General features: G+C 73.9%; 11 protein-coding genes. 5 read left to right on the top strand and 6 right to left on the bottom strand.

The features are described from left to right. The first annotated feature begins 3 nt into the window (after positions 1–3). The 3 genes from priA to KZX60_RS01340 all read left to right on the top strand — a co-directional run bounded on the left by priA (position 4) and on the right by KZX60_RS01340 (position 3,196). Positions 4–789, top strand: a complete 786-nt coding sequence (gene priA, locus KZX60_RS01350; RefSeq protein ID WP_248115231.1) for a bifunctional 1-(5-phosphoribosyl)-5-((5-phosphoribosylamino)methylideneamino)imidazole-4-carboxamide isomerase/phosphoribosylanthranilate isomerase PriA — start codon at positions 4–6, stop codon at positions 787–789. Beyond that, entirely contained in the window at positions 786–1,751 is a 966-nt protein-coding gene (locus KZX60_RS01345) for an SseB family protein (protein WP_248115230.1), read from the top strand. Before priA ends, KZX60_RS01345 begins: the two co-directional genes overlap by 4 nt. Positions 1,752–1,885: 134 nt before the next feature. Continuing rightward, on the top strand, positions 1,886–3,196 hold the full coding sequence (locus KZX60_RS01340; RefSeq protein WP_248115229.1) for a trypsin-like serine protease: 1,311 nt from the start codon (positions 1,886–1,888) through the stop codon (positions 3,194–3,196). Between the two features lie 71 nt (positions 3,197–3,267). Here the strand turns inward: KZX60_RS01340 and KZX60_RS01335 are convergent, their stop codons facing one another. From KZX60_RS01335 to KZX60_RS01325, 3 genes are read right to left on the bottom strand one after another with little or no spacing between them, the layout of a single operon-like run. After that, positions 3,268–3,801 carry a MarR family transcriptional regulator gene (locus KZX60_RS01335; protein WP_248115228.1) on the bottom strand — a complete coding sequence of 178 codons (534 nt, stop codon included), beginning with the start codon at positions 3,799–3,801 and terminating at the stop codon, positions 3,268–3,270. Further along, positions 3,773–4,444 carry a CE1759 family FMN reductase gene (locus tag KZX60_RS01330; RefSeq protein WP_248115227.1) on the bottom strand — a complete coding sequence of 224 codons (672 nt, stop codon included), beginning with the start codon at positions 4,442–4,444 and terminating at the stop codon, positions 3,773–3,775. Before KZX60_RS01330 ends, KZX60_RS01335 begins: the two co-directional genes overlap by 29 nt. Further along, positions 4,441–5,586, bottom strand: a complete 1,146-nt coding sequence (locus KZX60_RS01325) for an LLM class flavin-dependent oxidoreductase (protein WP_248115226.1) — start codon at positions 5,584–5,586, stop codon at positions 4,441–4,443. The genes KZX60_RS01330 and KZX60_RS01325 overlap by 4 nt, the downstream gene beginning before the upstream one ends. Positions 5,587–5,749: 163 nt before the next feature. Here KZX60_RS01325 and KZX60_RS01320 point away from each other — a divergent pair, with 163 nt between their 5' ends. After that, positions 5,750–6,328 carry a hypothetical protein gene (locus tag KZX60_RS01320; protein ID WP_248115225.1) on the top strand — a complete coding sequence of 193 codons (579 nt, stop codon included), beginning with the start codon at positions 5,750–5,752 and terminating at the stop codon, positions 6,326–6,328. A 70-nt stretch (positions 6,329–6,398) separates the two neighbouring features. Continuing rightward, positions 6,399–7,814, top strand: a complete 1,416-nt coding sequence (locus KZX60_RS01315; protein WP_248115224.1) for an MFS transporter — start codon at positions 6,399–6,401, stop codon at positions 7,812–7,814. Positions 7,815–7,832: 18 nt separating this feature from the next. Here the strand turns inward: KZX60_RS01315 and KZX60_RS01310 are convergent, their stop codons facing one another. Genes KZX60_RS01310 through KZX60_RS01300 form a run of 3 tightly spaced genes read right to left on the bottom strand, consistent with a single transcriptional unit; the run spans position 7,833 to position 11,983 of the window. Continuing rightward, a complete protein-coding gene (locus KZX60_RS01310) occupies positions 7,833–8,282 on the bottom strand; it encodes a hypothetical protein (RefSeq protein ID WP_248115223.1) in 450 nt (149 codons plus the stop codon). Then, positions 8,279–8,860: a dienelactone hydrolase family protein gene (locus KZX60_RS01305; RefSeq protein ID WP_248115222.1), complete on the bottom strand. Its 582-nt coding sequence runs from the start codon at positions 8,858–8,860 to the stop codon at positions 8,279–8,281. The genes KZX60_RS01310 and KZX60_RS01305 overlap by 4 nt, the downstream gene beginning before the upstream one ends. Before the next feature lie 3 nt (positions 8,861–8,863). Further along, a complete protein-coding gene (locus tag KZX60_RS01300) occupies positions 8,864–11,983 on the bottom strand; it encodes an FtsK/SpoIIIE domain-containing protein (RefSeq protein WP_248115221.1) in 3,120 nt (1,039 codons plus the stop codon). Between the last annotated feature and the right edge of the window lie 232 nt (positions 11,984–12,215).

Below are 12,215 nucleotides of genomic sequence, written 5' to 3'. Positions count from 1 at the left end.
CCCATGACCCCGAACACCCCCGCCCTCGAGCTGCTGCCCGCCGTGGACGTGCAGGACGGCCGCGCCGTCCGTCTCGTCCAGGGGGAGGCCGGCTCCGCCACCTCCTACGGCGACCCGCTCACCGCGGCCCTCGACTGGCAGCGCGCCGGCGCCGAGTGGATCCACCTCGTGGACCTCGACGCCGCGTTCGGCCGCGGGGACAACCGCGACGTCATGCGCCGCGTGGTGGAGGAGCTCGGCGTGAAGATCGAGCTCTCCGGCGGCATCCGCGACGACGCGTCCCTCGAGGGGGCCCTCGAGATGGGCGCGACCCGAGTGAACCTCGGCACCGCGGCCCTGGAGGACCCGGCGTGGACGGCGCGCGTGATCGAGCGCCACGGCGAGCAGGTGGCCGTGGGCCTGGACGTGCGCGGCACCACCCTCGCGGCCCGCGGCTGGACGAAGGAGGGCGGCGACCTCTGGGAGGTCCTGGCCCGCCTCGAGGACGCCGGCTGCGCCCGCTACGTGGTCACCGACGTCACGAAGGACGGCACCCTGAAGGGGCCGAACACCGAGCTCCTCGCGCAGCTGTGCGCGAAGACGGCCAAGCCCGTGGTCGCCTCCGGCGGCATCTCCTCGCTCGAGGACGTCGCCGCGCTCGCGGGGATGGTGGGGGACGGCGTCGAGGGAGCCATCATGGGCAAGGCCCTCTACGCGGGCCGGTTCAGCCTCGAGCAGGCGCTCGCGGTGGCCGGCGGCTCCACGGTGGACGAGGCGCGGGCCGCGCACCCCTTCGCGGTGGCCGAATGAGCGCGGACTCCGCGCACGAGGAGACCGTCGCGCTCGAGCGGCCGGCATCGCGGGAGCTGCCGGGGCACATCCGCGCCGCGCTGGACCGGATGCGGGAGAAGACGGCCGGGGAGAACGTCGCGGACACGGCCGGCGTCCCGTGGGAGGGCCGCGACCTCGCCGGCGGCGGCGTGGACGGCTCCGCCAATCCGCTGCACGCGTTCGACGCCGACGACGGCACCGCCGACGCCCGGTGGACCGACGTCATGGAGCGGCTCGCCCGCTCGGAGGCCACCGAGCAGGACGTCTCCGCGGTGCTCGGGCACATCCGGGTCTTCGCCGCCGTGGTCCCGACGCTCGCGGTCGACGAGGCGGACGTGCACGACCACGCGGACCACGCCGGCCACGGGCACGAGGTCGGCGCGCACGGGGACAAGGCGGCCGACGTCGCCCTGGTGACCCTGCGCGCCGCCGACGGCCGCGCCGCCCTGCCCGTGTTCACGAACGTGCCCGCCCTCACGGCGTGGAACCCCGAGGCGCGGCCGGTGGCCGTGTGGATGCCGCGGGCGTGCCTCTCGGCGGTGGACGAGGGATGTGAGCTCGTGGTGGTCGACGCCGGCGCCGAGCACACCTACGTGGTGCGCCGCCCCGCCGTGTGGGCGCTCGCACAGCAGGAGGAGTGGACGCCGTCGTACGTGGACCAGGAGGTGGCCGATGAGATCGCGGAGGTCGCGGACCTCGTGCCGCACCTGCTGAACCTCGGCCTCGCGCCGGGATCCGGCGTCGCGACGCGCACGGCGTCCGGCGCGGTGATGAACGGCGGCGGCTCGGGCCCGGAGCTCAAGGTCGTGGCCATGCCGACCCGCGGCGTGGACGACGCCGACGTGCGGCTCATGTCGGCCACGCTGCGCATGGTGCTGTCGGACCTGCTCCTGCTGGCTGAGCGGGCCGACTCCGTGGAGATCACCGTCCGCCGGCCCTGAGCCCCGCGCTCCCATGGGCGTGCCGACCCCCATCGGCTACCGTGGTGGGGGAGGGGCGCCGCCGTTTCGGCCGCCCCGCCCTGGACGACCGTGCACTTCCGGCCGGTCCTAGGCATCCATCTGGAGGAGATGTCATGAGAAGCAGAACCCTGACCGGCGCGGCCACCGCCGCGCTGGGCGCCGTGGCGGTGGCCGCCGCCGGCCCCGCCCTCGCGTCCACCCCGCTCACCCAGGGATCGGCGCTCTCGGCGCCGGCCGGGGCGTGCAGCCTGACCATCGTGGACGAGTCCACCGCCTACACCGCGGCCCACTGCGGCGGGGCCGTGTGGGAGGTCGGCTCCCCGGTGCGCTCCGCCGAGGGCGCGCGCATCGGCACCGTCACCGCCCTGCCCGGCGAGTCCGGCGTGGACCTGGTGCGCATCGGCCTGGCCGAGGACGTCCGCGTGGTCGGCGACTGGGCCACCCGGCCCGCCGCCTCCGTGGAGGCGGGCGAGACCGTGTACACGCACGGCTCCTCCGTCCCGATGGGCCACCCCAACTCCCTGAGCCATGCCCACGCGTTCGACAGCGACGCCGTGTGCGCCGACGGCTATGCCGACCAGGTCGCCCTCGACGCCGCCACCACCCACCCCGGCGACTCGGGCGGAGCGGTCTACGACGCGCAGCAGCGCGTGGTGGGCGTCATCTCGGGCGTCGCGCCGGTGACCTTCGACGAGGACGGCGAGGCGGTCAGCTGCGACGCGAAGGCCATGTCCTCGATCATGGTCCCGATCGAGTCGACCCGTGCCCTCGACGCCGCCAAGGCCTCCTCGGCGACGTCCGGCAAGACCCCCCGCCCCGCCCCCAAGCACGCCGCGCGCCCCGCCCCGAAGCACGCCGCCGACATGCCCACTGCCGGAGCGGCCCCTGTGGCCGAGTCCGAGGTCACGACGATCCCGGCGGAGGAGCAGAAGGAGATCGCCGACGAGCTGATCGCGAAGCAGGAGGCGAAGGCGGCCGCGGAGAAGAAGGCCGTCGCCGAGAAGAAGGCTGCGGCGGAGAAGAAGGCCGCCAAGGCTCCCGCCGCGGCCAAGGCTGAGGCTCCGGCCAAGGCCTCCGCTCCCGCCAAGGCCAAGGCCAAGGCCAAGGCCTCCGCTCCCGCCAAGGCCACGCCGGCCCCGCACCTCACCACCGAGGTGACCTACACCGCCGCCGAGGGCGTGGCCCGCGGCACCCGCACCCAGATCACCACGGACGAGGGCCGTTTCGAGTACATGAAGGTCTACGCCCTGGACGCGGACGGCGCCGTGCTGGGCGAGATGCAGCTGCACACCGTGCAGCCGATGGCCTGGATCAACGTCCCCGCGGACGTCCCCGCCGGCGGCTCCGTGAAGGTGATCGCGGTCAGCTCCGCCGACGCCCCCGCGGACACGGTGGTGACCCTGGGCGGCCAGCGCATCGGCTGATCCGTCCGGCTTCACGGCCACAGCAGCACACCGGGCCCGGTGATTCCGCGAGGATCACCGGGCCTGGTGCGTCAGCACCGCCCCTCGAGGCGGTGGCCGAGCCGGGAGAACACCCGGCCGAGGGTCTCCGCCTCCCCGGGCTCCAGGGCGCTGAGGAAGAGGTCGTCGATCTCGCGCGCGTGATGGACGGCTGCGCGGCGGAAGGCGCGGCGGCCCTCGTCCGTGATCACAGCCTCGAATCCGCGCCGGTCCCGTTCCGCGGGGTGGCGCTCGATCAGGCCGCGGGCCACGAGGCTCTTGACCTGGTACGTCATGCGCGAGGGGGAGAAGACCATGCGCCCGGCGAGCTCTCCGAGGCGCAGGCGGCCATCGGGGGACTCGTAGAGGAGCAGCAGCAGGTTGTAGTCGGCCAGCGAGAGCCCGGCGTCCCGCTTCAGTCCGCGCTCGAGCAGCTCGGAGAGCATCTGGGTGGACTCGAAGTACGCGCGCCACGCCTGCTGGGCCGCACCCTCAGGCCTGCGGTCCTCGGGGGCGGAGCCGTACCACGTCGTGGCGTCGGCGGAGCCGGGAACCGGCTCAGGCGCCGGGGTTGAGGAGCTGGTCAAACGGAGTCACCTCCAGCTCTGCCTCGCCCTTCGCGCGGCGCGGCCGCGCGGGGCGCAGGAGCATGACCTCGGCGAGGTCCCTCCCTGCGGCCGCGATGCGCGCGCTCAGCGGGTGGTCCCGCATGGACGCCGCGGCCCCGGTCACCTCGCCCCAGTCGTCCGAGGCGGCGAACACCGCCGTGGGGATGATGCGCGTGCGCAGGTAGGAGAAGAGCGGCCGCATCGCGGTGTCGATCATGAGCGAGTGCCGCGCGGTGCCACCGGTCGCGCCGAGCAGCACGGCGGTGCCGCGCACGGCGTCGTCGTCCACGAGGTCCCAGAAGGCCTTGAAAAGGCCCGCATAGGACGCCTTGAAGGTGGGGGAGACGGCGATGACGGCGTCGGCCTGCTCGACCTCGTCGAGCGCGGCGCGCAGTGCCGGGGAGGTGGTGGCGGTCACCTGCGCCTGGGCGACGTCGACCGCCAGCTCCCGCAGGGTGATGAGGTGGATCTCGGGGGCCGAGCCCCGGCCCGCGAGGGCGCTCGAGGCCGCCTCGGCGAGGCGCTCGGCGAGCATGCGGGTCTGGGACGACTCCCCGAGGCCGCCGGAGACGACGGCGATGTGCCGCGTCTCGGGCGTGAACGGGCCGGTGACGGCGCTCATCGGCCGGACTCCCGCTCCGCGTGGGCGGCCGAGCCCTCGGCGCCGCCGGGGACGGGCGCCTCGCCGCGACGGGCGCGCTCGACGAGGAACGCGTGGGTGGGCGCCTCGGGCACGTCGGCCGGCGTGAGGGCGTCGAACTCCCTGCGGAGCACGGGGAGCACCTCGTCGCCCAGGATGTCGATCTGCTTCAGGACGGTGTCCGTGGGCAGGCCCGCATGGTCGATCAGGAACATCTGACGCTGATAGTCGCCCACCCAGTCGCGGAAGCCGAGGGTCCGCTCGATGACCTCCTGCGGGGAGCCCACGGTCAGCGGGGTCTGGCGGGTGAAGTCCTCGAGGGAGGGGCCGTGGCCGTACACCGGCGCGTTGTCGAAGTACGGGCGGAACTCCTTGACGGCGTCCTGCGAGTTCTTGGCCATGTAGACCTGGCCGCCGAGGCCCACGTAGGCCTGGTGTGCCTTGCCGTGGCCGTAGTGCTCGAAGCGCTGGCGGTACAGGCGCACCATCTGGATGACGTGCTCCTTGTTCCAGAAGATGTTGTTGTGGAAGAAGCCGTCGCCGTAGTAGGCGGCCTGCTCGGCGATCTCGGGCGAGCGGATGGAGCCGTGCCACACGAAGGGCGCCACGCCGTCGAGCGGCTGGGGCGTGAGGGTGAAGTCCTGCAGCGGGGTGCGGTGCTTGCCGCTCCAGTCAACGGTCTCCTCGTGCCATAGGCGGTAGAGGAGGTGGTAGTTCTCTACGGCGAGCTGGATGCCCTGGCGGATGTCCTTGCCGAACCACGGGTACACGGGTCCGGTGTTGCCGCGGCCCAGGGTGAGGTCCACGCGGCCGTCGGCGAGGTGCTGCAGGTACGCGTAGTCCTCGGCCAGGCGCACCGGGTCCATCGTGGTGATGAGCGTGGTCGCCGTGGAGAGCTGGATCTTCTCCGTCACGGCCGCCAGGTACGCGAGCAGCGTGGGCGGGTTGCCCGGGGCCACGAACGGCGGGTTGTGGTGCTGGCCCGTGGCGAACACGTCGAAGCCCGCCTGCTCGGCGTGCCGCGCGATACGCACGGTGTCCTTGATGCGCTGGTGCTCGGTGGGGGTGGTGCCGGTGGTCGGATCGGTGGTGATGTCACCGATCGTGAAGACGCCGAACTGCATGGGCTGCTCCTTCGGGGCGGGGCGGGGCCGGACGGGCGAGGGGGCGGGGCCGGACGGGCGAGGGGGCGGGCCCCTCGTCGTCTTTCAAAACTGAACCATATCCGTCAACGCGTGCCGAGCCGGGGGTATTCCGGGAGGACGACGACGGCGGGACACTGGTCGCATGACCGGGACCTTCGACGTAGGCCGCCTCGCGCACGTGAACGCCGTGACGGTGCAGCAGATGACCACGTGGAACTCCAACGACATGGCGATCCTCGGCCCCGACGGGGAGACCGTGGCGACGGTGGTGACCCGAGGCGGGGGCTTGAGCCGCATGCTGATGGGCTCGCGCGAGTTCGACGTGGTGGACGGGGAGGACGGCCGCGTCCTCTTCCACCTGCAGGACCCGGCGACCTTCGGGCGGGACCGCTTCCAGGTGTTCGACGCGCAGGGGTATCCGCTGGCCAACGTGGCCCGGGAGTTCGCGTTCTTCCGCACCGCCGTGAGCGTGGAGGTGGTCGACGGGACGCGGTTCTCCGTGACGGGCGACCTGTTCGACTACGACTACACGTTCGCGGCCGGGGAGCGGCAGATCGCCCGCGTGACGGCGGAGTTCGCCGGCTTCCTGAACGCTCTCGCGGGGCGCTCGCGGTACCAGCTCACCGTGGACCCCGCGATGCCGCCCGTGGTGCGCTGCGCGGTGCTGGGCACGGCGATCGCCCTGGACCTGCTGCGCGCGAAGGACCAGCGGAAGAACTGAGCGGGCGCGGTCTCGGCAGGCCCGGTGTGAGCCGGACTGCACCACACACCGGAAGCCCTAAGCTTCTGGGGTGGACTTCGGAGCGTACGGACGGTTGCTGCAGGACCCTCGGATCCGCCATCTGCTGATGGTGGGCTTCATCGCCCGCTTCCCCCACACGGCGGCCGGCGTGATCCTCACGCTGCACGTGGCGCTGACGCTCGGCCTCGGCTACGGCCAGGCCGGCCTCGCGGCGGCGGCCATGACGCTGGGCATCGCCGTCGGCGCTCCGTGGCGCGGCCGCGTGGTCGACGCCAAGGGTCTGCGCCGGGCGCTGCTGCCGTCCGTGGTGGCGGAGGCCCTCATCTGGCCGATCGTGCCGTGGCTGCCCTTCCCCTGGATGCTGCTGGCCGTGTTCCTCGGCGGCGTGTTCGCGCTGCCCATCTTCTCCGTGGTGCGCCAGGGCCTCGGCGTGCTCACCCACGGCAAGGATCGCCAGACGGCGTTCGCCCTCGACTCGATCGTGACTGAGACCATCTTCATGATGGGCCCGGCCCTCGGCGCCGTGGTGGCCGCCACGTGGTCCAGCGCGCTCGGGCTGACCATCGTGGGCCTCTCCAGCGCCCTTGGCGGCCTGCTGCTGATGTGGTTCAACCCGCCGACGCGCTCGAGCCAGCTGGCCGTCGTCGGGCCGGCCACGGGCGACCCGTACACGGAGGCCGAGGACCGTGATCAGGCTGTCGCCCAGTCCGTGCACGGCGCGCCGATGCACGTGGAGATGACCGCCCCGGACCTCGCCACGGGCACCGTGCCGCTGGTGACCGGAGCGATCCCGATCATCACGGGCGCCATGCCCCGCATCGCGGAGGACGGCTCCGAGCCGGTGCCCCTGGCCCGCCCGGGCCTGACGCGGCGGGAGCGGCTCGCGCTGTGGCGGGAGAAGAACTTCGCGTGGGTCACCCCGGAGGCCCTGGGCGTGCTCGTGGTGTCCATGGCGGCGGGCATCGTGATGGTGGGCACCGAGGTGTCCATGGTGGCCGAGCTGGAGCGCGCCGGCCAGGCGGCCGCGGTGGGCGTGGTGTATGCGCTGTGGTGCGGTGCCTCGGCGATCGGCGGCCTGTTCTACGGGGCTTGGGGGCGCCAGGTCCACCCGTACCTGCTCATGGCCCTGTTCGCCCTGTTCACGCTGCCCATGGCGGTCGTGGACGGTCTGTGGCCGCTGGCGCTCGCCTCGATCCCCTCGGGCCTGCTCACGGCGCCCACGCTGGCCGCTGCGTCCTCGCGGCTCTCGAACCTGGTGGTGGAGGAGCGCCGCGGCGAGGCGATGGGCTTCTACGGCTCGGCCATGACTGCGGGCGCCGCTCTCGGCGCGCCGGTGGCGGGCGTCTTCATCGACGCGATCTCGCCGGCGGCCGGCTACGTGTTCGCCGCCCTCGTGGGCTTCGTGCTCGTGGCGGTGGCCGCGCTGGCCACGCTGACCCGACGACGGCGGGGTGCCGCGCGCTGACCACGGCGGTGGCGGCGGTCAGCGGGTGAGGTCGCCCGGCCACCAGCGCCGCACGATGGTGAACAGCAGCGTGACCGCGGCGAGCGCGACGAGAGCGGCGGCGGCGGAGAACGCGGCCGCGGCGTAGCCGACGGCGTCCCACCCTTCGTCGCTGAGGGTGGAGATCATGGACAGGGAGGACCCGCCGAACGCGAGGGTGAGGATCACGCCGAGCCCGCCGAGGACGAGGTCCGCCACGCGCACGGCAGCGGCCCACGTTCGGCGCCGTGCGTCCGTGAGCAGCAGCCCAGCCCCGGCGAGGGAGGCCAGCGAGCCGAGGACGGGGAGGAAGACCCGGAGGACACCGTCGATCGGCACGGCGAGCCACAGCCAGCCCACCGCGGCGGGCACGGCCAGCAGCAGGGCGGCGAGCGCCGTCCGTCCGGCGCCCGTGCGGGCCCGGGCTCCGGAGCGCGCGGAGAGGTTCACGCCAACAGCTCGTGGATGCGGCGGACCACCACGTCCGTGAGGTCGGCGTCGTAGCCGGAGGTGGAGGAGTCCATGAAGAGGTGCTCCGCGCTCTCGTACTCGAAGAGCACCGCGGGGGCGTCCGGATTCTCATCCGTCGCGGCGATCGAGCGGGCCAGCGGCAGGTCCTCGTCCCTGACCCAGGCGTCCTCGGAGGCGAGGTGCACCTGCAGGGCCGTGTGGGGCTGCCACAGAGGGGCGAACGCGGTGAGCGGGACGAACCCGGAGATGTCGATGCACGCGCGGAAGGCGGGCACGGTCTGAGCCGCCTTGTGGGCGGGGACCACGCCCATCGAGACACCGGCGACGACGGACGCGGACGGGAACTCCGCGGCCACGCGCATGCCCTCGAGCGCGATCCGGTCGAAGCCGCCGAGCCTCTCCACGTGCGCGATGCCCTCCTGCGGGGTGCCGAACACGGCGCCGTCGAAGAGGTCCGGGGTGTGCACCTGGTGGCCGCCGGAGGCGATCTTCTCGGCGAGGTCGCGGACACCGTCCGTGAGGCCGAGGGCGTGGTGGAAGAGGATGATCTGAGCCATGGGTCACAGCGTAGACGCGGGGCCGGACACCGCAGCGGGTCCGCGGGCGGGCTCTCTGCTGGGGAAGGACAGCTGAGCGGGGATGCCGGGCTCCGGGTGATCGGGGGAGACGAAGACGGCCCGGCCGGGAAGCGGCTCCACCGCGATGACCTTCGGCCACACGAGCCGGTGCTCCCCGCTCGTGCCCGCCGGCACGTAGAACCGGTGGGGGAGGTGCAGCAGGAGGCGTGAGGTCGCGAGGTCGCGGCCGCCCAGGGCCGCGAACCGCACCCGTCTCCCCCGCTGGGTGCCCAGCCAGTGGTGCAGCTCCTCATCGAAGGACCGGTACGTCTCGCCCACCCGGAGACCTGCCCAGCCGGCCCACCCGGTGACCACCGCGGTGCCGCCGTGATCGGCGAGCGCGTCGAGCGCCGTGACGGCAGCCTGGGCGGCCTCGTCGCCCCCGTCGGGGGTGAGGACGGTGTGGCCATGGGGCAGGCCCGGGTGACCCGTCTCTCCGGAGCCGTCGAGCACGAGCACGCCGCCCGGCCCACGCGCGGCCACGTCGAGGACGGACTCCAGGATCAGCTCGCGGCCGCCGGCCGCCTCCGCGATCCATGCCGTGTTCCCCGCGGAGCCGTGCGGCCAGCGCCACGCCACGTGCCGTGCGCGGGACGCGTCGTCGATGAGGGCGAGAGCGTCGCGGCCCCGCCTGCTCGAGCGGTCGGGGGCCCACACTCCCGGGAGGGCGGGAGAGACCACCGGCGCCGGTGTCGGCCAGCATCCCTGCGCGTACGCGTCCCTCACGTGCTCCACGACGGCCTCCCACGAAGCGGCGGTGGCGGCCGGCACGGCCTCCTCGCCCGCCCGCCGCCACACGGGTTCGGCGGCAGCCACCGCCCACTGCGAGGCACGGAACGCGACGGGCGCGCGGCCCGCCCGGGCGAGGATGGCCGATCCGGGGCGGGAGGCGTCCAGGCGGAAGGCGTCCCGCGAGCCGACGAGGTCCCAGGACTCCTGCTCCGTGGCCGTGCGCAGGGCGATCGTGGCGCCCAGGTTGGAGCGGATGTCCCCGCTGACTGCACCCGTCGCCCGCTGCGTCGCGAGCAGCAGGTGGAATCCGAGGGACCGCCCGGTCGCGGCGAGGCGCTGGAGCACCGCACCGGCGTCGGGGTGGTCGTCCATGAGGACCTGCAGCTCGTCGACCGCCACCACCAGGCGAGGCAGCGCCACGTCCGGACGGCGACGGCGGAAGGCGGGGTAGTCGCTCACCCCGAGCCCCGCGAAGAGCGCCTCGCGTCGCCTCAGCTCAGCGCTGATCGCCGAGAGGGCGCGCAGCGAGGCGGCGCCCACGTGGTTCGTCTCCACGCTCATGGTGTGCGGAAGGGCGGCCAGATGCCCGAAGGATGCCCCGCCCTTGAAGTCCAGCAGGATGAAGGCGAGCTCGGCCGGAGGGTGGTGCGCGCTCAGACCCACGAGCAGGGACAGCAACAGGTCGGACTTCCCCGAGCCCGTCGTCCCGGCGACCAGGATGTGGGGCCCGTCGGCCGCGAGATCCAGCCACAGCCCGCCCGTGGCCGACGGCCCTCCCGCGGCCGGACGCGCGGGATCGCCCGTCGTCACGGGCGCGCGGACCCCGTCGACCGCCGAGAGCGTCCCCACCTGCGGCGGCGGGCGCAACGGCGGTGCCGCCGTCGTCCCCGAGAGGAGTCCGAGGCCGACGACGTCGTCGGCCAGCTCCAGGAGCCACCACGTGAGGGTCGCGGGGGAGATGCCCGTCATCTCGACGTCGGCCAGCGTGGTCCCGTCCCCGGCGTGGTGGAGGGAACGGGCAGTGAGGTCGAGACGATCCCCAGGCACGGAGGGGACGGACGGATCCTCGGCCTCAGCGCTGAACCGCACCTCGGCCACCGGGCGCTGCGGATCCGCGGAGGGTGGCGGAGCGACGTCGGCCCGGCCCAGCGCCTCAAGCCATCGTGCCCGCGTCGGCGCGACCCAGTCCGAAGCCGGCAGACCGAGGTGCAGCTCGCGTGCGGCCGCCCCGCCCCGCCACCAGCACTCCCTGCCGTGGGGCGTGGTGACCGTGAGCGTCAGTCCAGCGGCCACGGCGTGGCGCAGGAGCTGGAAGAGCGCCCACCGGGCCGCGGCGTCGAGGGGACGCCGTGCACCGGTCACCGTGATGCTCCCCTCGTCGGCCAGGGTCGAGAGGGCGGGCTGTGACACGACGACGGCCTCCTGCCATTGCCGCGCGGCCTCCGGCCGGGACAGCGGAAACGGCCCCATGCCCGTCCCCCAGCGGAGGACGCAGGCTGCGTCCTGCCCCTGCCCTGAGACCCCGAAGCGATCCGCGGAGCGCGACCGCGCGGCACGGGTGACCTGCCCCGGGCACGGCACCTGGCCCGAGCGACGGGCGGCCAGCTCCGAGGCTCGGCCGCGCAGGGCACGGGCGTGCTCGCGCCGGGCACGTCGTTGCAGGCCGATCATGGTCCCGACCGTCAGGACCGACATCAGGCCGAACAGCAGGAAGAGCCCGCTTCCGCTGGTCAGGGCGAGCACGAGGCCGATGACGATCGGCCCGGCAGCCATGAGGAGCGGCAGCAGCATCGCCTGCTCGCCCGGGGGACTGCCGAGGTCGACGACGGCCGCCGCCACCTCGCGGGGCGGGTCCAGGGGACGCTGTGGCCCGCGCATCGTTCCGAGGGAGCATCGGCCCACGAGCAGGGGCTCCAGCCCGTTCCACTGCTCAGGCGTCGAGCGGCCAGGCCGTCGCACCGTGAGCCCGGCGGCCGCGAGGGCGAACCGAGTGGGGCGGGCGGGCGCGGTCGGGTCGTCCAGGAGGAGGTCGCCCGTGCCGCGCCCCGCCGAGACTCCGGCCGGCGAGACGGGAGCGATCCGCCCCGCGTCCGGTCCGTCCTCCGACAGGATGCTCAGTTCAGGCCCGGGGGCGCGTCGGGCCGGGCCCGCGCCGGCCGGACGGACGACGTAGGTGAGGGCGCCGGATGCGGAACGGCCGCGGCGGAGCGAGCCTGCGGGGAAGCGGCGGCGGACCTCGTCGTCCTGCCGTGCGGGGTCGGCGGGAAGGTCGGAGACGACCCAGACGTCGTCGTCCCCGGACTCGCCCAGGAGGCGCACGGTCCAGGTCATGACGGATCCTCTCGGGGCCGGTGTCCAGGGGCGCCGGGCTGACGCCGCGGCCAGGATGACAGCTGAGGCGATGCGGACGCGACGGGGTGTCCCTCACTGTGGAGAACCTGCCCCGGGAAGACGTCCGATGAACAGTTGTCCACAGCTTGGGGAACCCCATGGAACCCATCCGAGTCGGGGAGATAGGTTCGATCACGACATGCGGTGCGGCGCCGGGGGATGGCGCTTCAAA

The organism is Micrococcus sp. EYE_212, from assembly GCF_023147585.1.
GTDB lineage: Bacteria > Actinomycetota > Actinomycetes > Actinomycetales > Micrococcaceae > Micrococcus.
Note: the sequence above shows the minus strand (reverse complement) of the source record. Positions and strands in the feature narration are given on the sequence as shown.